Source organism: Deltaproteobacteria bacterium, assembly GCA_040223695.1.
GTDB lineage: Bacteria > Desulfobacterota_D > UBA1144 > Nemesobacterales > UBA2774 > JAVKFU01.
Genome location: JAVKFU010000015.1, coordinates 184,097 through 203,197, shown reverse-complemented (window position 1 = coordinate 203,197; position 19,101 = coordinate 184,097). Strand labels below are relative to the sequence as shown.

Below are 19,101 nucleotides of genomic sequence, written 5' to 3'. Positions count from 1 at the left end.
ATTATTAGCCGGTTTCTCCGAATTATTAAAAATTAAAATAATTTGAGACTCGGAGAGAATGGAAATATAATCTGTCTCGATATGCAAACCGTAATAGGCGTAATAGGCAGAGGAGTCGCTTCAGAGGAAGAACTGAATACGGCATATGAGGTAGGCAGGGAAATAGCAAAAAGAGATATTGTTCTCGTCTCAGGCGGGATGGGCGGCGTCATGGAGGCTGCCTGCAGGGGCGCAAAAACAGAAGGCGGATTGACCGTCGGAATTATCCCCGGCATAGAGAAGGGCGAAGCTAACCCCTATGTCGATATACCCGTTGTAACGGGCATGGGCCACGGCAGAAACATCATTGTCGTCCACTCAAGTGATGCTATCATTGCAATAGGAGGGAGCTACGGTACATTATCGGAAATAGCCTTCGCTCTCAGGCTTCGGATTCCGATAATAGGAATAAATACTTGGGATGTATCATCCGAAATCAAAAATGCAGAAAGTCCCGGGGAAGCTGTGGATATGGCTATCAGGATCTCTTCTAGTCTTGCTGATAGGGGCATGCGCTAAAAGCGCTCCTCCGCCGCCGCCTTCCATACCCGAGGCGGACATAGAGGATATAAACAGATGCCTGACAAAGAGCCTTTCGTTTACTGAAGGGTACAATTACCACGTACTTGCGGAAGGAGAGACTTTATATAGATTATCCAGAATGTACGACACGACGATCGAGGAGCTAATCGAGATAAACGGGATAATAGACCATACGGACATCCCCGCAGGGACGAGGCTCAAAGTGCCGGGGGTCGTCATTTCATCAGGTCTGATGTGGCCCGTGCCCGGCAAGATATCCTCAGGATACGGAAAACGGGGGAGGAGATTTCACTGGGGAATAGACATACCCGCGCCCAGGGGCACTCCGATCAGGGCCGCCTCCGACGGGTTGGTACTGGCAAGCGCGGACAGGGTAAAGGGTTATTCGGGATACGGGAGGATCGTGATAATCGAGCACGGACGGGGAATAAGGACGCTTTACGCTCACAACAGCAAAAACCACGTAAAGGCGGGAACATGCATAAAGGCGGGGGAAGTGCTCGGAAGGGTCGGCGCCACGGGGAGAGCTACGGGAAACCATCTTCACTTCGAGGTAAGGAAAGACGGCAGGCCGGTAAATCCGTTAAATTACCTGCACTGATATATAACCTACATGAGGAGAGCGACCAATGCCTAACCTAAAAGAATTCATACGGGACATTCCGGATTTCCCGAAGGAGGGGATAATATTTCACGATATCACACCGCTCCTTCAAAACGCAAAAGCGTTTGAAAGCGCAATAGAGCGGATGGCCCAAATGCTCGACGGCATTGAAATAGACTATCTGGTCGGCATTGAATCCCGCGGGTTTATTTTCGCGTCGGCTCTGGCGATGAAGCTCGGGATGGGCCTGATAATAGTGAGAAAACCGGGGAAGCTCCCCTACGTAACGATAAACGCCTCCTATAACCTTGAGTACGGAAGCGATTCCCTTGAGGTACACAGAGACGCCATACACGAGGGCAGCAAGGTTATACTGATAGACGACCTGCTCGCGACCGGCGGAACGGCACAGGCGGCGGGTGACCTTGTGGAGAAGCTTGGGGGGGAGATTATAGGGTACAGCTTTCTGATCGAGCTTACAGAGTTAGGAGGAAAAGAAAAACTAGCCCCGCATACTGTGTGGTCTTTAATGAAATATCCGGCATGAAGAAGATAGGAATAATTCTTAACCCGTCCGCCAAGATAAACAGCAGGAAAACAGCGGTCGTTCTCGACGCTATAAGCGGAATTTTCGGTGATAAGGCGCTCGTACGCACTACTCGGAGCAAAAACGAACTGCCCCGGGTAATAAAGGAATTCACCGGCGAGGGTATAAGGATATTACTAATCAGCGGCGGGGACGGGACCCTTTGCAACGTCATTTCGGATTACATAAAAATATCGGGCGAAGAAGAACTGCCAGTAGTGGTTCCGCTTATGGGGGGGACTATCAATATGATAGGGGCGGACGCGGGCCTGAGGGATAACCAGCTTACGTTGTGCAAAAAGATAAAAGACAGGGTGAGCGGCAACGGAAGCATAGCGGTCACGGAGAGGGGGCTCCTCAGGATAAAGGACGATAAACTACCCGAGCCGGTCTATGGATTTTCCTGGATAGACGGGCTTCTTTACAGATTTCTCCTCGACTATTACAATCAGGGCGCCGGAATTCAGGTAGCGTCTATCATGACCGTAAAAACGATCCTGACTCTGCTCTCTAACGCGGACCACGAGCTCTTTAGAAATTTCCCGTCCGCGGTCCACATAGACGGGAAGGCGCTGCCCCATGAAGGGCATGTGCTGATCATAGCGTCAAGCCTTAAAAAGTTCGTATTCGGATTCGATATGTACGCTGAGGACACCATTCCGGGAAAATCATTCAACGCTATCTATCTGAGGGAAGACTATATTAAGAAATCCCGCCACAAGCTCCCGCTCGGCCTCTACAAGAGCCTGAAATCAGACAAAGAGGGAAACTTTATAAATAAATCCGTAGAATCCCTCCGTGTGGAACGAAACAGAGGGTATATAATAGACGGGGAGATATTCAAGAATGACGATCCGACTAATGTGACGATCGAGCCTGGACCAACTTTAAACATATTCTCTTTTCAGGGAGAAAAAGAGGTTAATATTTAAACCCGACCGGGTGAATGGACATAATGGATAAGGTTAAGGTCAATCTTAAAATCAGCGAGGATAAGTCGTACGAAATATTCATCGGCGAGGGCGTGCTTGAAAGAGTAGCCCGTCAGGCGGCGGAGGCCCGGCTTGGGCACAAATTCGCCATCATCACCGATTCAAACGTCGAATCCCTCTACGCCGGGGAGCTTCTGGAAAGGTTCGAGCGCGCGGGGATTGATATATCCCTCATTTCCTTCCCCGCGGGCGAAATGCACAAGAACAGGGATACCAAGGCATGGATCGAAGACCGCATGCTGGAAAAGGGGTTCGGAAGGGACTCGGCGGTGATAGCGCTCGGCGGCGGAGTTGTGGGGGACATGGCGGGATATGTAGCGGCGACATACACGCGGGGCATTCCGTATGTTCAGGTACCCACGTCGCTTGTCGCATGCGTCGATAGCTCGATCGGCGGGAAAACCGCAGTGGATACGACGCACGGGAAGAATCTCATCGGGGCTTTTCACCAGCCCTGGAGGGTGTATATAGACCTGGATACTCTTCTTACATTGCCGGAGAAGGAGATAAGAGAAGGGCTCGCAGAGGTTATAAAGTACGGAGTGATCGAGGACAGAGACCTGTTCGTGTTTCTCGAAAGCGACATGGACCGGGTTTTCTCCTACGATAAAGAGGCGCTGGGGCGTATAATCAGGAGAAGCTGCGAGATCAAGGCGGTTGTGGTAGAGCGGGACGAAAGGGAATCAAATCTGAGGAAGATCCTTAATTTCGGTCACACAATAGGGCACGCAATCGAGAACCTGTCCCATTACGCCATCTCCCACGGAGAGGCCATTTCCATCGGAATGGTCGCCGAGGGGAAGCTTGCCGTCAATATGGGCTTATGGGGAGAGGGTGATCTTCGGAGACTGGCGGCTGTTATACGGAAAGCGGGCCTGCCCGCGGAGCTGCCCGAGGGAATGGAGATCGGCAGAATCATTAACACCATGAGACTGGACAAGAAATCCAGGGGCGGGCACATAGAAATGGCGCTTCCAGGCGGGCTGGGAAGAATGGCGCAGATTGAAGGCAACTACGGGATTAGAATTGAAGATTCGGCTATCAGGGATCTAGTTTAACTACCTTCCCTCTTTACAAAAACCGTAAACACACATAACAATGAAAAAGCTAAAGGAGATAAATCCGATACTGGATATTTCCGAACACCTCATACCGGTAGATTTGCCGGAGCTCTTCGGCAACTCGGGGGATTGCGCGCTTGAGATAGGTTTCGGAGACGGGGATTTTCTTAGTGAGAGCGCAATCAGGCAGCCGGGGAAAAATTTTCTCGGCATAGAGGTAAAAAAAAGAAGGTTTAACAAGGCCGTTAAAACCGCGCTCCGTAAAGGATTAGGGAATATCAAGTTCCTGCATATCGACGCGAACGTGGCAGTCGGAGAGATATTTTATCCTGATTCCTTTTCTACGGTTTATATCAACTTCCCTGATCCCTGGCCCAAGGACAGGCACCAGAAACACAGAATAATAAACGCGGAATTCCTTGAAAAACTCTCGCGAGTGATGAAAAGAAACGCAAAACTCGATATCGCGAGCGATCATAAAGATTATATTTTCAACGCGCTCGCGAGACTGAACAATATAACTTTTTTCGAAAGCGAATACCGGGGGAGCGGTTATTTAAACCACGTTCCCGAGCGCCCTTTGACAACTTACGAAAGGGAATTCAGGGAAGAGGGAAGGAAAATTTACTATCTGATGTTTACAAACAACAAATGATTCAAGATAATATCTATTCATCCCCTTGTATTTTTTTTCTCAGGTAAGATAAAATTCTTATTGTACGAGAAGGAGGCAAAGAGCTATGAGGACTTTCATATATGCGATTACTTTTATCTACGCGGGGTTATTTCTGAGCGGCTGCTCGGACAGCGGTCCGGGATACCTGTTTCAGTTGATATTCATAGTCGCACCCTTAATAGGGCTCGGCATTATGCTGCTGAAACGCTCTGAGAGCACAAATGACTCGCTGTATATTCTGGAAGGACAACTCAAGAGGCTGTCCGCAAAATTGGAAAATCTGGAAGAAAAGGTCTCAGAACTTACAGAAAAGGGAAGCAAACCCAGAACAAAGAAGTAATCAAGCGAAATATCAGGTTATAATTGCAAGTTCCTTGTACTACAGCAGATTTTAATCAGCTCCTTTCTTAACGCCGATGCTTTTCTGATTTTCAAGGGCCTGGACCTGATATTCTATGGGAACCTGTCCCAGATCATTTGTGGCATGAAGCACACCGTCCTCGTCAGTCCAGGTAAAGAGTCCGCCCCTTACACCCGGTGAGGAGATGTCCCTTTTCGGAGCAGCAGGAGCAGTGACGCGCGCAGCCTGAGCTGAATCAGCCCCGTCTGTTGTCGAACCATTTTGACCCTTTTCAGGCTCTTTCTCGGATTCCTGCTTCGCCTTCTCCCTCTCCTCTTTCTCCCTCTTGAGTGACTCGTTTATCTCTATATTGCTCGAGCGCTCTCTGGTAGTTCCCAAGGTGCCCGCACCTTCCCTGTAATCAGTTCCAGTGGTTTTATCCATTGTGGATAAATTATACGGATTCAGATCTTCCCTCGGTGTGACTATATACTCCGGGAAATCAGGGGGCGTATTGATAACGTCGGGGGCGGCGGGGGCGGGAGCGGTTGACTGTGATAACGCTGTCAGCGGTAAAATCCCCAAGACGCCCATTATGCATACGCTCAATAAAACCTTTCGCAGCATCTCTTGCCTCCTCGTTGCATCGCTAGAATTAAACTATACACTTACCCGGTCAAATACTCAACATGATTATTTAAGCGATACAGCGTACAGGCGTACAACAGTTAAACCTGATTCTAGAACCAGCAAGCCCTTGCGGACAGGGTCCATGCGCTCATGAGTTATTGTAGAGATAAAACCAGTGAAACGCGGCAACAACCAGGGAATGATCGATTTGCCCACCGGAGACGAGACGGGACATCTCAGAGACAGGAGCGGTAAAGGTCTCTATAAATTCAGTCGCATCGAAGCTCGGCTCTTCTATCTTCCTTGACGACAGAGCAAGAAATGTGTGGCAGGTGTTATTCTGAATTGCGGGATTGGGAACAACCTCGCCTATTTTAATCCACTCATCCGAGGTGTAACCCGTTTCCTCGATCAGCTCCCTCTTGGCGGCTTCCACGGGAGACTCGCCGGGATCAACTATGCCGCCCGGAATCTCTATGGTCTCCGAGCGGATTCCGTGTCTGTACTGCCTGATGAGCACTATCTCCTCCCCGGGCGTAACGGCGACCACGTTCACCCAGTCAGGGGCGTCGATTATAAAAAACTCGTGCTCCTTACCCGTGACAGGAGATACGCTGGTGTCTTTCCTCGTTGCGAACACCCTGTTGGAATCAAGCTCTTCAGATTTAACAACTTTCCATTTCTTTATCATCTCTGCCCATCGAATTTAATTATCGAATGAACCGGTAATTTTCTACCTGCGTATTTCAATCTTCTTCAAGCTATCCCTGGTTCTCTCCGAGTACCAGATATTAACGAACTCCTTGATTGAGGCCCTTTCCTCTCTTTCCATCCTTTCCAGATACGGCTTCCTTAAAATCTTCTTCACGCTCACAAACGCGTCTTTATCCCTGCCCGCGAAATCGAGCGCCGTTCTCCGGGCCGCATCGTTTAAATCCCCGGCGGAAGAGACTTCGTCGATAAGCCCGAGGGCCAATGCCTCTTCGGCTGAATGCATTTTACCGCCAAAGAGAAGATACTGTGAATTTCGTGATCCTACAGCGTATCTCAGCATTTCGACTATACTCGTAAAGACAGTGGAGCCGAAAGTGAGCTCGTTTAACGCTATTTTGGCCTTTCCCGCCGCCATCACCCTGTAGTCACAGGAGAGAGCGAGAATACACCCGCCTGCTACGGTATGTCCGTTAAGGGCCGCAATCGCCGGTTTGGGGAAAACGAACATATTCCTCACAAGCTCCGAGAATTTGGTTACATAACGATGAAAGTCCTCCTTCTTGTAATCGAGGAATTCCGGTATATCGAAACCGAAGGAAAAGAAACTCCCCTCCCCTGTCAATATGACCGCCTCAGTATTTTCGTCCGTCCCGAGCTCACCGAAAACCGCCTTGAGCTCATCCACAAAAGGCTCATTCAAGGCGTTTACCTTAGGCCGGTTGAGTGTAACGGTCGTAATACCTTCCGCACTGGATAATTCTGTGTAACTCATTAGCCCCTCCGTCAAGACTCAAATATCCGTTTTATTATCACATCCGCACAACTGCACCGCAACACAGGGTACTATACAAAACATATAATACGGTTAAAATAAAATCTTAAAAATCTCGTATTTAGAGCTTATGCAGAAATCAGGAGGTTCAGAAATGAGAAAAGTATTGTCACTTTTATTGATATTGATTCCGTGTCTTCTTATATCCGTTACGACGAGTACGGCGGGGGATAAAGGGGATGCGGCAAAGGGGAAAGAAGTCTTCACCAATACATGCGCATCCTGCCACGGGCCCGAGGGTAAAGGGGACGGTGTGGCGGCGGCCGCGCTCGACCCGAAGCCCAGAGACCTGAGCGACAGTGCATACGTCTCGACACTCAGCAACGAGCATCTCTACAAGGTCATTAGCGAAGGCGGAGCCTCGGTCGGCCTTTCGCCCATGATGGCCGCATGGGGAGGCGTATTATCCGAACAGGACATAAACGACGTAATTGCGTATATAAGGCAGGACATCTGCAAATGTAAGTACGAAAAGAAATAAGCCTTACCGAGAGGGCGGGGGCACAATATACCGCCCGCTTTACTCTTGTGTATAAACAGATTTAGAAGTATATACTTTGACCTAAAAAGATAATAGCAAGGGTGACTCCAATGAAGAATATTTGTAAGAATATCAAAGTATATTTTCTTATTATCTTCCTGTTCTTGCCTTTTTTGAACGCATGTTCATGGTTTCAACCCGGAACCGTCGAAGATCCGGACCAGGCTGTCGGGGCGCCTACGGAGCCTGAGGAGATAGAAGAGGGATACGAGGAAGGCGCGAATTATCCCGAGGAGTACGAATAACCGTATCTGTCTGTCCGAATCCGGTTTTTACGAATTGAGCCGAGGCAATAAAAATTATTATCCTTTGTACTATATTCTCTAAATGTTAATATCTTTTTAAATTCCTTGATATACAACCGGAGAGGTGACCGAGTGGCCGAAGGTGCACGCCTGGAAAGCGTGTAGGGGGTTAACGCTCCCTCGTGGGTTCAAATCCCACCCTCTCCGCCATATATTGAAGAGTGTGCCTCCGTATTGGCGGGAGTTTTTTAGCCGGGCGGCTCAAGGTGGAGATAAACTTATCAATATCTGGTATTTTATAGAGAAGGCTTAATTCTGTAAGTTAATATCAAGTTTTGAGAGATTCGCCAGTTAGTCAGGCCCGTACGGCAGGAGCTTGCGAACTCCGCCAGGCCCGGAAGGGAGCAACGGTAGCAAAACCTCCTGAGCGTTGCGGGGCACCTGACTAGCTGGTTTTAACGGTGAAAGATGTCCTATCTAGTCCTAGCGAGAAAATGGAGGCCCAAAAACTTCGACGATATAATCAGCCAAGAATTCATCACGCGCAGCCTCAAAAATGCCGTATCCACAGGAAAAATCGCCCATGCATTCATTTTTTCAGGCCCGCGCGGCGTGGGAAAGACCTCGACGGCGAGAATTCTGGCTAAAGCACTGAATTGCCAGCACGGACCGACACCCGATCCGTGCTCTGCCTGTGTGTTCTGCACGGAAATCTCGGATGGGAAGTCCCTCGACGTGATTGAAATAGACGCGGCTTCACACACAGGCGTGAATGACGTAAGGGAAATAATCGAGAATATTAAATATCTACCCGCATCAGCCAGGTACAAAATATATATAATCGACGAGGCTCATATGCTTTCGCAGTCCGCCTTCAACGCGCTCCTTAAAACACTCGAAGAGCCCCCTCCTCATGTGCTTTTCATGCTGGCCACAACCGAAGCTCACAAAATACCGGTGACTATACTGTCACGGTGCCAGAGATACGATTTTAAGAAAGTGCCTGTGGACAAAATAAGGGAGAATCTGTCCTCGATTACAGACGCCGAAGGTATCGACGCAGAGGAGGAAACCCTCTATACCGTGGCGCAGGAAGCGGACGGAAGCCTGAGGGACGCTCTCAGCCTGATGGATCAGCTTGTAGCGACATTCGGAACCAAAATAAGCCACGAAGAGGCGATCAGAATACTGGGTGTTCTCGATAAGGCGCTACTTAAGTCCGCCATAGAAGGAATTCTGGGCAAAAACCCCAAATCATGTATCGAAACACTCAACCTGGCAATTGAAAAGGGAATAAACCCCAAGCGCTTCGCAGAGGATTTATTGAGGACTCTCAGGTACGCGGTATTGATTAAAACGTGCGGGAAGGAGATTGTAGCCGATCTCTCGGATGAGGATAAGGACGTTATACACAACCTTATAGCCGGGGAGAGTGTAGAAACCCTGGAGTCCCTTTTTAACATGATGCTTGAGGGCGCGGAGAGTGTTCAAAGGTCATTTTATCCGCTGCCCGCGCTTGAATTGACCCTCATAAAACTCGCTACTCTTGTGAAGACAGTCCCGATTGAAAATATAATTAACAGAATAGAAAGCCTTTCGGGGAAGATCGGATCTGTCCCCCAGCAGGCACCAAGGTTTGAAGAGCCGCGGACGGACTATAAAAAAACACCCGAATCAGGGGCAAGCTCAAAAACTAACGGGACAGAGAATAAGACAGAAGCTGTCCAAAAAAAACCGGGCTCTTCGGAGAAGAGCCAATCCGAGCTTATTAAATTCATAAAGTCCAAGAATGCCGTTATGGGAACAAGGCTTGAGCAGGCAAAGGAAATTGTCCTTGAAGAATCGATCTTTAAGATAGTTTTCAACCGCTCTCTGCATCCTGAATATTTCAGGAAAAAAGAGACCCTGAACGCTCTCAAAAACTATCTGAGTGAATTTTATTCGGGAGATACGGAGGTTGAAATCGCAGAAAGCGAATCCTCTCCCGGAAACGACACCGAAAAAGGCAATGAAAAAACAAAAGAGAACAAGAACAGAATCCACGATGACCCCGCCATTAAGGACGCTATAGAAATCTTCGGAGGCAGGGTCGTGAGTGTAAAACCAAAACAAAAGGAGTAGAACTATGAAATTCGGGGGAGGCAACATAAAGAATTTGCTGAAACAGGCGGGCAAGATGAAGGAGCAGATGGAAAAGCTCCAGGCCGAAGCCGGCGAAAAGACAATAGAGGCGTCTTCGGGCGGCGGGATGGTTACGGTTGTCGCCAAGGCAAAAGGCGAACTCATCTCCATTAAAATCGAGCCCGAGATAGTGAAGGACGAAGATATTGAGATGCTGCAGGACCTTATTACAGCCGCTGTTAACGAAGCCCTCAGCCGGGGGCAGGATCTCATGAAGGAAGAGGTTTCAAAACTCGCGGGCGGTATGGGGCTTCCCCCGGGTCTTCTCTAGACATGCAGCGCTCAGGTCTGCCCGAATCGATCTCAAGGCTTATCAACGAACTCTCAAAGCTGCCGGGTATCGGGGAGAAAAACGCCACGAGACTCGCTTTCCATATATTCAGGTCTTCCGGGGAATACGCAGAGAGCCTCGCTCGCGCTATTATCGATACAAAATCCAAGGTTATACTGTGCGGAGTCTGTTTCAATTTCGCGTCCCGATCGCCATGCGAAATCTGCCGGGACGAGGAGCGGGATCAGTCGTCAATTTGCGTGGTGGAGGAACCCCTAGACCAGCTCGCTGTAGAGAAAAGCAGGGAATTCAGTGGGAAATATCACGTGCTTCACGGCGTTATATCTCCAATAGAGGGGATCGGTCCCGAGGATTTAAGGATAAAAGAGCTTATGCGGAGATTCGAGAACCAGAGCATAAAAGAAGTTATTATAGCTACCAATCCGAGCGTCGAGGGTGAAGCGACCGCTCTTTATCTGGCGAAGCTCATAAAGCCTCTCGGGGTAGAGGTGAGCAGGATAGCCCACGGCATCCCAATGGGCGGCGATATAGAATATATAGATGAAATAACATTAAGTAAAGCTATTAGGAATAGGAAGTATATATAAATATGATGCTCGGAATTTTGCAATTAGCTGTTAAGAACATGAATCGCTAAATTACTCGGATAAGTATTCGCGCAGGAGGAAATCATGCCAAGGATCGGGAGAGCTTTTAACGAGCTTAAAGTAGGGGATGTACTCTCGGAAAATATTACAATAACCGAGACTCACGTAGTAAAAGCTGCCGGGCTTTTCAATGACTACAACGCACTTCACACAAACGAGCCCGACATGAAGAACGCCAGATTCGGCAGGAGGATAGTCCACGGAGCGCTTACGTTCAGTCTCATTGTTGGGGTTTACAGCAAGGTGTTTCACGACACCGACATATCCACCGTAGAGGCGTCCATTAAGTTCACCGCCCCCGTTTTTATAAACGACACAATTACAATGGAATGGACAGTGACGGGGCTGGACGAGAAGCCCAAGCTCAACGGCGGACTGGTCGCGCTATCGGGAGAGATAAGAAACACAGAAGGCACTGTTGCCGCCACACTCGAAGCGAAGCTGCTCGTGGGGAACGAGACGATTTTTCCTCTCGAGAACTAAGACAGCATTGTTCTTTAGCTTCCTTTCCATTCGATACAAACCTGATTTTTGACTTAAAAGAGTCATTATGCTACTTTCTGTTTAGGACGCACATCAGTTTTAAATTCGGAGGTTAGAATGCGTTTTTTACACACTATGATAAGGGTCGGGGACCTGGAAAAATCGATAAAATTTTACACCGAAGTGCTCGGCATGAAGCTCAGCAGAAAGAAAGATTATCCGGACGGAAAGTTTACGCTCGCGTTCCTGGGATTTGAAGACGACCCGGAATTCCTCGAGCTTACCTACAACTGGGATACCGACAAATACGATCTGGGGAGCGGCTACGGACATATGGCTTTCGGCGTGGATGACATATACGCGACATGCGAGAAGATCGAGCAGGCAGGCGGCAAAGTTGTCAGGCCTCCCGGACCCATGAAGCACGGCACGACTGTGATCGCGTTTATAGAAGACCCGGACTCCTATAAGGTGGAGCTTATAGAACGTCCTTAATTATTCCGCCCGCACCGCTCTAACACGCAGCAAAAACTTCGCTCGCTATGCACTCTCTGCCGATTGACCGGTAATCCCGGCGGGCGAAACATAGAATTTCAACCGTCCGCCGCCTCAGTTCTCTACATTCTTCCCCGGTACCAACGACTCAATACCGCCGTCTACAGACCCGACACTTAATATATAACCGCCGAGCATATTATCCGGTACGTCGCTCTGAGCGATTTTCCCGACTGTGAGCTCATACATGCCCGTTTCGGGTATAGTCACAGCGATTTCGAGCGGCAGCTCCCCGCTTTCGATTCTTTCAAAATTGCCTATTCTACGGCCGCTTCTCAACCTGAGACTCGTCTCGGATCCGATGCGGCCCACCGAGGGGTCGCCGTCAAGCGTGACCGAAATCTGATCGCCTTCCACAGCCTCGAATCCGAACGTATCCCTATCCGGTTTTTCCGACTTGGGGTTGTCGCCGAGAAATGAAGCGACAGACACTACAGCGCCGTTGGAAGCCACGAAGCCCGGGAAGCTGATAGAAATCGCGTCCATGCCTTGAGAGACCTCGGAGATAGTAATATCCACAACGGACACTCCTGCCGGGATTACGATCTTGCTGCTGATCGTATCCTCATCCGGTACAGGGCCCGGATCGAAGCAGCGGTCTGTGATATATATGAAACATTCCCAGGACCCGAAGGGGCTTAACGAGTTGACTTCGGCAGTGTAGATATATGTCCTGCCGCCATCAGGACTAACTATTACCCTGGGTGTCTCCCTTGAGTAAGGGCCATTACATTGAACGCACTTTTCAACATCAGTATTGTTAGTTACGTGAAATTCTATCTCCTTAATAGAAAAAGCATTCGGGGGAAAGAGGCACACGGAAGAAATAATAAACGCATAAACCGCATAATGTTTTATACTGCTCATAAAATCCTCCTGTTCAGCCGGAATGCTCCGTCAGCATTGTCTGTTTCCGTTCTGAGCGCTGACCGGAACTAGCCAGATCGTTGCCGGAGAATTTCAGTTTATATAGTAATATTATAACTCCATTCTTGTTATCAACTCATAAATTATTTTTAGAATGTTTGTAAATCTCGAAGAGGGCATTAGAATAAAAATATTTGAGTAGTTACAGCTACTTAGGAGACTCCGCATCACGTTCGCCGCATGCATTATAGACCAGAATTAATGTCAAATGGAGCTTATAGAAAGGCCTGAATAATATCAGTTAACATATTACCCCTGCCTAAGTTCTCGCCCTTGAATCAGAAGGATATAAGAAGACGAGATTCTGAAACAAGTTCAGAATGACGAGATTAATTAGCGCAGCTCAAGGAGTTCTCAAATAATATCATACCCTTAATCTTTTCGTCTCTTCTTCCATTTGCTCTTTAAATATTTTTTTAGGTTCGCTTCGCGGCCGATCTCCGTGGGCTCGTAAAAAATCCTGTCCTTTAGTTCTTCGGGAAGGAAATCCTGATCAATAAAATGGTCCTCGGAATCGTGGGAGTACTTATAGTCCTTTCCGTAGCCGATATCTTTCATCAGTTTCGTAGGGGCGTTACGGAGGTGTATGGGAATCGCTACGCCCGGCTTGCTCCTGACCTCGGACAGAGCGGCGCTTATAGCCTTGTAGGAAGCGTTGCTCTTCGGGCAGCTCGAAAGGTAGGTGGCGGCCTGCGCCAGTATCAGACTAGCCTCGGGCATACCGACGTAATCGACAGCGGTGAAAGCCGCCGTGGCCAGGGTGAGCGCATAGGGCTCCGCATTTCCTATATCCTCGGAGGCGAGAACAATCAGCCTTCGCGCAATGAACTTGGGGTCTTCACCCGCTTCTAACATCCTGGCGAGATAATAAACGGCCGCGTCCGGGTCGCTGCCCCTTACGCTCTTTATAAACGCGGATATGGTGTTGTAATGCTCGTCCCCTCCCCTGTCGTACCTGTAATGGTGTGTCTGATACGCCTCTTTTATTATGTCTTTACTTATTTGAGCGACCTCGTTCAGGTCCGTAATATCGACCGCAACCTCGAGCGTATTGAGCATTACGCGGGCGTCCCCGCCGCTCTGGGTTATCAGCTCCTCCCTCGCCTCTGATGAAAGCGCGGTGCCTTTTATAATCTCGTCCTCACTGAGCGCTCTTTCCAGAAGGGCGTCAAGGTCACGAGGGGTCAATGCCTCAAGCACGTAAACGCTGCACCTGGACAGAAGGGGTGAAATTACCTCGAAGGACGGGTTTTCGGTAGTCGCCCCTATGAGAACTAAGGTGCCGTTTTCCACACTCTTAAGAAGGGCGGCCTGCTGCGATTTGTTAAACCTGTGAATCTCGTCTATGAACAGGACCGTCCTTCTGCCTATGTCCAGGGACTTCTCCGCCTGACTTATTATTTCCCTGAGCTCCTTGACCCCCGAAGAGATAGCGTTTATCTGAATGAAGTCGGCCTTTAGCTGTGTCGCCAGAAGTCTCGCCAGTGTAGTCTTTCCGGTTCCCGGAGGCCCCCAGAAAATCATCGAGCGGATGTGCTGCCCGCGCAGCATCCTGCGAATGACGCCGTCGGGGCCGACCAGGTGTCCCTGCCCTGCGAAATCATCGAAAGTCCCGGGACGCATCCTCTCCGCAAGCGGCGCCGCCCCCGCGGGAGGTTTAAAAAGAGAAGGCTCCTTGTCCAATCCTTTCGCGACCATAAAAAAAGACTAGAGGGTTATGCGAAACAAATCAATACTGGAGACGTATTATCTCCACGTCGCGACTTGAAATAAAATTGTTCGAGCTCTATCTTTAAGCAGTGATTCATACGAACGATATAAGGGAGTAATAGCTAATAGTAATGAAGGATTAAGCATGTCGAAGGGACGAGACAAACTAAGGGAGCTGGAACTCCTCATAAGATCGCATTACAGTCTGATATTCATCGACACCGCGGAAGAAGACCGGGCGCGAACCGTGTTGACGCTCCTTGCAGGACGGATGAAAATCCCTTATTTCTACTGGACGAGGACAAAGGGGCTGAAGAGAGTGGACATAGAATCCAAGGGGCCCGTTTACGGCTCGACCGACATCGGGCAGGCGCTGAGCCATATAGAGTCCTCGAAATTTCAGGCACTTTACCATTTTAAGGAGCCGGGGGATATTCTAGAGGACAGAGATCTAACGGAAATGCTTAAAGACGCGGCTGCCCCGTACTCAAAGAACTACGGCGCGATTATCCTTACCGGAAACGATATCAGAGTCCCGGACACCCTGAAACCCCAAAGCGCTTATTTTAAAATGCCCGAGCCCGACAGGGAGGAATACAGGGAGCTCCTGGGCCGGGTTGTGAGGGATATCTATTCCCGAATGACCGTGGATGTGAAACTCTCAGACGAGGACACCGAAAGGCTCCTTAACGGCATAAAGGGGCTGACATTGACGGAGGCTGAAAAAATCATTACCAAAGTAGTAGTCGAAGACGGCGCGCTTTCATCCGAGGACATACGGAGGGTAATCGACGCAAAGAGTGATATAGTCGAGAAAGAAGGTGTTCTCGAATACTACCCCGCGGAAGAGAGCATGGATGAGATTGCGGACCTTAAAACTCTAAAAACATGGCTTTCCAAGAGAAAGGAGATAATTTTACACCCCGACAAAGCTGCGGAGTTCGGACTATCGTTTCCAAAGGGGATTCTACTGCTCGGAGTGCCCGGATGCGGGAAGAGCCTATCCGCCAGGGCAGTCGCAATGGAGTGGGGACTGCCGCTCATGAAGCTCGATCCTTCGAACCTTTACAATAAATACATAGGAGAGAGCGAGAAGAATTTTAAAAGGGCTATGAAGACGGCTGAGAAGATGTCGCCTGTGGTGCTCTGGATAGACGAGATCGAAAAGGCGTTCTCAACCGGCGGGGAATCGGAGGACGGAGGGGTCTCGAGGAGGGTATTCGGGACTTTTCTCTCCTGGCTTCAGGACAGAAAAGGGGATGTGTTCGTGGTCGCAACGGCAAACGATGTCCGGAAACTTCCTCCGGAGCTCCTGAGGAAGGGACGGTTCGACGAAATATTCTTCGTTGATCTGCCCGACAGTGAGGCGCGGCAATCAATTTTCCGGATTCATCTTGCCAAACGGGGCAAGAACCCGGACGACTTCGACTTAACCCTGCTAGCTCGAAAGACCGGGGGCTTCAGCGGGTCCGAGATAGGGCAGGCAATAGTTTCAGGACTCTACACCGCGTTTTCCGGGAAAAAAGAGCTAAGCACGGAAATTCTGCTAGACGAAGTTGCCCTTACATGCCCGCTCTCACAGACGATGAGTGAGCAAATTGTCCGGTTAAGGCAGTGGGCATCGGAGAGGACAGTGAGCGCGCACTGACGGCTGTGAAAAGTTGAGCCCTGTCCTACTTCCCCTTTAACGCAAAAGAGAGCATTACCATTGAAAAGCCGTTTATTATGAAATATATCCCGACAAGAAGCCCTATTACGAAGGCGCTCGACGCGGGGAATTCGCCCCAGATCATAACTCCAAGTATTACCGACGCTATACCGCTTACGAGGAGCCAGACCCAGTTGGGGGACGGTTTCATCTGAAAGGCGTGAATGATTTTAAAAATACCTTCAACCAGGAGAAATGCGGCCAGCAGAATGGTCAGTGTGAGAACTCCCGCCATCGGGTTTTTAAGAAGCATATAACCGACTACAAGATAGAGAATACCGCTCAGCAAAATAAGTAAAAGCTTTTTCCAGTTCCCCGCGAAGAATGAGCCGATTACGGAGATTGCGCCGCCAGCAATGAGTATAAACCCGAGGAATACCTCGATCGCGTATGTGGCGGCTATGGGAGAGCCCGCCATAATGAGTCCCATAATTACGTATATCACGCCCAGCGCAAGAAGCCAGCCCCAGCTACCCTTTAAAGAAGGTGTACCGTTCATGTCGCATTCCTCCATCATAGATTTAATCAATTTCGAATAATAAATTATAAGCCTGTTCCAGGAATTGAAACAGTCAAAATCCGCCGAAGAAATTATACTGCCTTTTCTTTCGATTAACAGAACCTAAACTTTATCGAGTGAATCCGAGCGGTGCATTATTAAAACTATGCACAGTGAGGACAGAATAGCCGATACGGCGTAGCAGTACAGGCCGGCTTCGGCCGTGAAGCTGAAATTAAAACCCTTAGCCTTGAACATGACGATTATGAGTGCAACTATAAAGACATCGGCCATTGACCATTTTGACACATAACCCAGCGTTTTAATTACGCCGTTGTGGCTGCGGGTATGCCACAGCCGGCTTCTGGACAACGCCGCGGCGCAGAGGGCGATTTTGAGAACAGGGAAGACTACCGAGAACAGGAATATGATTATTCCAAGAAATATCGAGCCGTCCTCGAATAGAGATTTGATAATGCCCAGAAGGTATTGATTCCCTTCGGGTATCCTGCCCTTTTTGATAATCCACTTCTCAATCTCCTCATGGACACCGAACCAGTTCGGCAGCCAGTCAGGAAAATCGACGCTGAAACTTGATTTGATAAAGGGGAAATAAAACGCGCATATCAATAGGAAGGCCGACAGAATGATAATGAATATTCCGAGCGCGCGGCTGTGTCTGTTTATAAAGTGAAAGGAATTATTAAACATAACTTGAATTAGAACCGCTCCGGCGCGTTTTTCCCCTCAAATACCGAGGATTGAACGCACGGCGACGAGGTCGCCCTTATCGGCCATTATTAGAACCCTGTCTCCTGACTCTAAAACCGTAGCACCCCGTGGAACTATTGAGCCGCCTCCCCTCTTTATTAGCATTATGAGCGCGCTTTCGGGCAGCCCCAACTCCACAATCTGCTTTCCGACGGCTTCCGAGCCGTCGGGCACATCATACTCGACCGTATCCGTATTCTCCTCGTAGGGGAATTCAAATTCTACATTTCGTTTCTGAGGAGCTTCGCCGGGGGCGTCAACCCCTAGCCATCTTGAAACCAGCGGAATGGTCGTCCCCTGCAAGAGCACGGATGTAATAACTATAAAGAAAACCAGGTTGAACAATCTATTAGATTCAGGCACGCCCGCCAGAAGCGGGAAAGTCGCAAGCACGACGGGTACCGCCCCGCGGAGCCCCACCCAGGAGATAAATGTCTTTTCCCTGGCGCTGATCCCGCTCAGAGAAAGAGAAATAAACACCCCCGCAGGGCGCGCAATGAAGATTAAGAAAATCGATACGACAATACCCGGAAGAACCACGGGAAGGAGCCCGGAGGGAAATACGAGTAATCCCAGTATTAGAAACATCGTGATCTGAAGCAGCCACGCAATACCGTCATGGAAACGGGTGAGGCTCTTTTTATTTACAAATTCCCTCCCTCCCATCAGGAGACCGGCGATATAAACGGCCAGAAATCCGCTCCCGCCTATCGACGCCGTAACGCCGTATGTGAACAGGACAAGCGACATGGACAGCACAGGATAGAGCCCTTCAAAATCGAGCCTGAGACGGTTTACTATATACACCATAGCTTTACCCATTCCATACCCGAAGAGAATTCCGAGCACCATCTGTTTTACAAGCAGTACCGCCATACTCAAAACGGAAGACTCCGGGTTAATAATGAGCTGAATAAATCCTATAGTGAGAATAACCGCCATTGGATCGTTACTCGCGGACTCGAATTCGAGAAGTTCATTCAACTTCCCTCTAAGCCCGGCGCCGCTTGAGCTCATAACCGAAAATACCGCGGCGGCATCCGTGGAGGAAACAATTGAGCCCAGAAGTAAAGCCATGAGAACCGAGAAACCCAGGAAGTAATGAGCGAAAGCACCGACCAGAACGGCGGTAAGGAAAACACCGATAGTCGAAAGGGATACCCCGCTCCAGAGAACTGGGGAAACATTCTTCCACCCGGAGTGAAGCCCTCCTGAAAATATTATAAAGGCCAGGGCCAGAACCCCGAGCAGCTGAGCCGACCAGGGGTCGTCGTAGTATATACCCCCGGGTCCCTCCGAGCCCGCGAGCATTCCCACGATTAAAAACAACAGAAGGGCCGGAACGCGCAGCTTGGAGGCCGCTTTACTGGCAAAAATGCTGGCCAGGACCAGAACGGATGCTCCCAGCAGTATGTATTCAACAGAATAGTCCAATATGCACCAAATCTCCTGCTCAGGATTAATAGCAATTAAAACTTAAAAATGTGATCTAATTGCCGAAATAACCATAGCCCGCCAAGTACTA

At 49.3% G+C, this 19,101-nt stretch carries 23 protein-coding genes, 1 tRNA gene and 1 other RNA gene; 17 read left to right on the top strand and 8 right to left on the bottom strand.

Features of this window, described 5'->3' with window-relative positions; all coding sequences use genetic code 11:
• Nucleotides 1-42 precede the first annotated feature (42 nt).
• The 7 genes from RIG61_05160 (at nucleotide 43) to RIG61_05130 (ending at nucleotide 4,841) form a co-directional block, all read left to right on the top strand.
• Nucleotides 43-558, top strand: coding sequence for a TIGR00725 family protein (locus RIG61_05160; protein MEQ9618542.1), 516 nt, complete (start codon nucleotides 43-45; stop codon nucleotides 556-558).
• Nucleotides 482-1,183 (top strand): LysM peptidoglycan-binding domain-containing M23 family metallopeptidase, encoded by a 702-nt coding sequence (locus RIG61_05155; GenBank protein MEQ9618541.1) that lies wholly within the window; start codon nucleotides 482-484, stop codon nucleotides 1,181-1,183. The genes RIG61_05160 and RIG61_05155 overlap by 77 nt, the downstream gene beginning before the upstream one ends.
• 28 nt (nucleotides 1,184-1,211) lie before the next feature.
• Nucleotides 1,212-1,733, top strand: a complete 522-nt coding sequence (locus RIG61_05150; protein MEQ9618540.1) for an adenine phosphoribosyltransferase — start codon at nucleotides 1,212-1,214, stop codon at nucleotides 1,731-1,733.
• A complete protein-coding gene (locus RIG61_05145; GenBank protein ID MEQ9618539.1) occupies nucleotides 1,730-2,704 on the top strand; it encodes a diacylglycerol kinase family protein in 975 nt (324 codons plus the stop codon). The genes RIG61_05150 and RIG61_05145 overlap by 4 nt, the downstream gene beginning before the upstream one ends.
• A gap of 23 nt (nucleotides 2,705-2,727) precedes the next feature.
• Nucleotides 2,728-3,822 (top strand): 3-dehydroquinate synthase, encoded by a 1,095-nt coding sequence (aroB, locus tag RIG61_05140; protein MEQ9618538.1) that lies wholly within the window; start codon nucleotides 2,728-2,730, stop codon nucleotides 3,820-3,822.
• 40 nt (nucleotides 3,823-3,862) lie between these two features.
• A complete protein-coding gene (trmB, locus tag RIG61_05135) occupies nucleotides 3,863-4,480 on the top strand; it encodes a tRNA (guanosine(46)-N7)-methyltransferase TrmB (GenBank protein ID MEQ9618537.1) in 618 nt (205 codons plus the stop codon).
• An 85-nt stretch (nucleotides 4,481-4,565) separates the two neighbouring features.
• The gene (locus RIG61_05130; GenBank protein MEQ9618536.1) at nucleotides 4,566-4,841 is read left to right on the top strand and encodes a hypothetical protein; all 276 of its coding nucleotides are present in this window, start codon (nucleotides 4,566-4,568) and stop codon (nucleotides 4,839-4,841) included.
• Between the two features lie 51 nt (nucleotides 4,842-4,892).
• Here RIG61_05130 and RIG61_05125 read toward each other — a convergent pair whose 3' ends face one another.
• From RIG61_05125 to RIG61_05115, 3 genes are all read right to left on the bottom strand, one after another.
• Nucleotides 4,893-5,468, bottom strand: a complete 576-nt coding sequence (locus tag RIG61_05125; protein MEQ9618535.1) for a hypothetical protein — start codon at nucleotides 5,466-5,468, stop codon at nucleotides 4,893-4,895.
• A 151-nt stretch (nucleotides 5,469-5,619) separates the two neighbouring features.
• Nucleotides 5,620-6,162 (bottom strand): NUDIX hydrolase, encoded by a 543-nt coding sequence (locus RIG61_05120; GenBank protein MEQ9618534.1) that lies wholly within the window; start codon nucleotides 6,160-6,162, stop codon nucleotides 5,620-5,622.
• Nucleotides 6,163-6,204: 42 nt separating this feature from the next.
• Nucleotides 6,205-6,957 carry an enoyl-CoA hydratase/isomerase family protein gene (locus RIG61_05115; protein ID MEQ9618533.1) on the bottom strand — a complete coding sequence of 251 codons (753 nt, stop codon included), beginning with the start codon at nucleotides 6,955-6,957 and terminating at the stop codon, nucleotides 6,205-6,207.
• 154 nt (nucleotides 6,958-7,111) lie between these two features.
• Here RIG61_05115 and RIG61_05110 point away from each other — a divergent pair, with 154 nt between their 5' ends.
• The 9 genes from RIG61_05110 (at nucleotide 7,112) to gloA (ending at nucleotide 11,901) form a co-directional block, all read left to right on the top strand.
• Nucleotides 7,112-7,498 (top strand): cytochrome c, encoded by a 387-nt coding sequence (locus tag RIG61_05110; protein ID MEQ9618532.1) that lies wholly within the window; start codon nucleotides 7,112-7,114, stop codon nucleotides 7,496-7,498.
• 110 nt (nucleotides 7,499-7,608) lie between these two features.
• A complete protein-coding gene (locus tag RIG61_05105) occupies nucleotides 7,609-7,803 on the top strand; it encodes a hypothetical protein (protein MEQ9618531.1) in 195 nt (64 codons plus the stop codon).
• Nucleotides 7,804-7,921: 118 nt separating this feature from the next.
• Nucleotides 7,922-8,013 (top strand) — tRNA-Ser (locus RIG61_05100).
• Between the two features lie 142 nt (nucleotides 8,014-8,155).
• Nucleotides 8,156-8,254: signal recognition particle sRNA small type (gene ffs, locus RIG61_05095), an RNA gene on the top strand.
• Nucleotides 8,255-8,271: 17 nt separating this feature from the next.
• A complete protein-coding gene (dnaX, locus tag RIG61_05090; protein ID MEQ9618530.1) occupies nucleotides 8,272-9,924 on the top strand; it encodes a DNA polymerase III subunit gamma/tau in 1,653 nt (550 codons plus the stop codon).
• 4 nt (nucleotides 9,925-9,928) lie between these two features.
• Nucleotides 9,929-10,255 (top strand): YbaB/EbfC family nucleoid-associated protein, encoded by a 327-nt coding sequence (locus RIG61_05085; GenBank protein ID MEQ9618529.1) that lies wholly within the window; start codon nucleotides 9,929-9,931, stop codon nucleotides 10,253-10,255.
• A gap of 2 nt (nucleotides 10,256-10,257) precedes the next feature.
• Complete coding sequence (gene recR / locus RIG61_05080) at nucleotides 10,258-10,863, top strand: recombination mediator RecR (GenBank protein ID MEQ9618528.1); 606 nt, start codon at nucleotides 10,258-10,260, stop codon at nucleotides 10,861-10,863.
• Between the two features lie 84 nt (nucleotides 10,864-10,947).
• Complete coding sequence (locus tag RIG61_05075) at nucleotides 10,948-11,406, top strand: MaoC family dehydratase (protein MEQ9618527.1); 459 nt, start codon at nucleotides 10,948-10,950, stop codon at nucleotides 11,404-11,406.
• A 117-nt stretch (nucleotides 11,407-11,523) separates the two neighbouring features.
• Nucleotides 11,524-11,901: a lactoylglutathione lyase gene (gloA, locus tag RIG61_05070; protein MEQ9618526.1), complete on the top strand. Its 378-nt coding sequence runs from the start codon at nucleotides 11,524-11,526 to the stop codon at nucleotides 11,899-11,901.
• 114 nt (nucleotides 11,902-12,015) lie between these two features.
• Here the strand turns inward: gloA and RIG61_05065 are convergent, their stop codons facing one another.
• Nucleotides 12,016-12,828: a hypothetical protein gene (locus RIG61_05065; GenBank protein MEQ9618525.1), complete on the bottom strand. Its 813-nt coding sequence runs from the start codon at nucleotides 12,826-12,828 to the stop codon at nucleotides 12,016-12,018.
• A gap of 432 nt (nucleotides 12,829-13,260) precedes the next feature.
• The gene (locus RIG61_05060; GenBank protein ID MEQ9618524.1) at nucleotides 13,261-14,586 is read right to left on the bottom strand and encodes a replication-associated recombination protein A; all 1,326 of its coding nucleotides are present in this window, start codon (nucleotides 14,584-14,586) and stop codon (nucleotides 13,261-13,263) included.
• Nucleotides 14,587-14,743: 157 nt separating this feature from the next.
• Between RIG61_05060 and RIG61_05055 the strand changes: the two genes are divergently transcribed.
• Complete coding sequence (locus RIG61_05055) at nucleotides 14,744-16,246, top strand: AAA family ATPase (protein MEQ9618523.1); 1,503 nt, start codon at nucleotides 14,744-14,746, stop codon at nucleotides 16,244-16,246.
• Between the two features lie 25 nt (nucleotides 16,247-16,271).
• Here RIG61_05055 and RIG61_05050 read toward each other — a convergent pair whose 3' ends face one another.
• From RIG61_05050 to RIG61_05040, 3 genes are all read right to left on the bottom strand, one after another.
• Entirely contained in the window at nucleotides 16,272-16,805 is a 534-nt protein-coding gene (locus RIG61_05050) for an HdeD family acid-resistance protein (GenBank protein ID MEQ9618522.1), read from the bottom strand.
• 123 nt (nucleotides 16,806-16,928) lie between these two features.
• Nucleotides 16,929-17,516 (bottom strand): paraquat-inducible protein A, encoded by a 588-nt coding sequence (locus RIG61_05045; protein MEQ9618521.1) that lies wholly within the window; start codon nucleotides 17,514-17,516, stop codon nucleotides 16,929-16,931.
• A gap of 36 nt (nucleotides 17,517-17,552) precedes the next feature.
• Nucleotides 17,553-19,010 carry a potassium/proton antiporter gene (locus RIG61_05040; protein MEQ9618520.1) on the bottom strand — a complete coding sequence of 486 codons (1,458 nt, stop codon included), beginning with the start codon at nucleotides 19,008-19,010 and terminating at the stop codon, nucleotides 17,553-17,555.
• Between the last annotated feature and the right edge of the window lie 91 nt (nucleotides 19,011-19,101).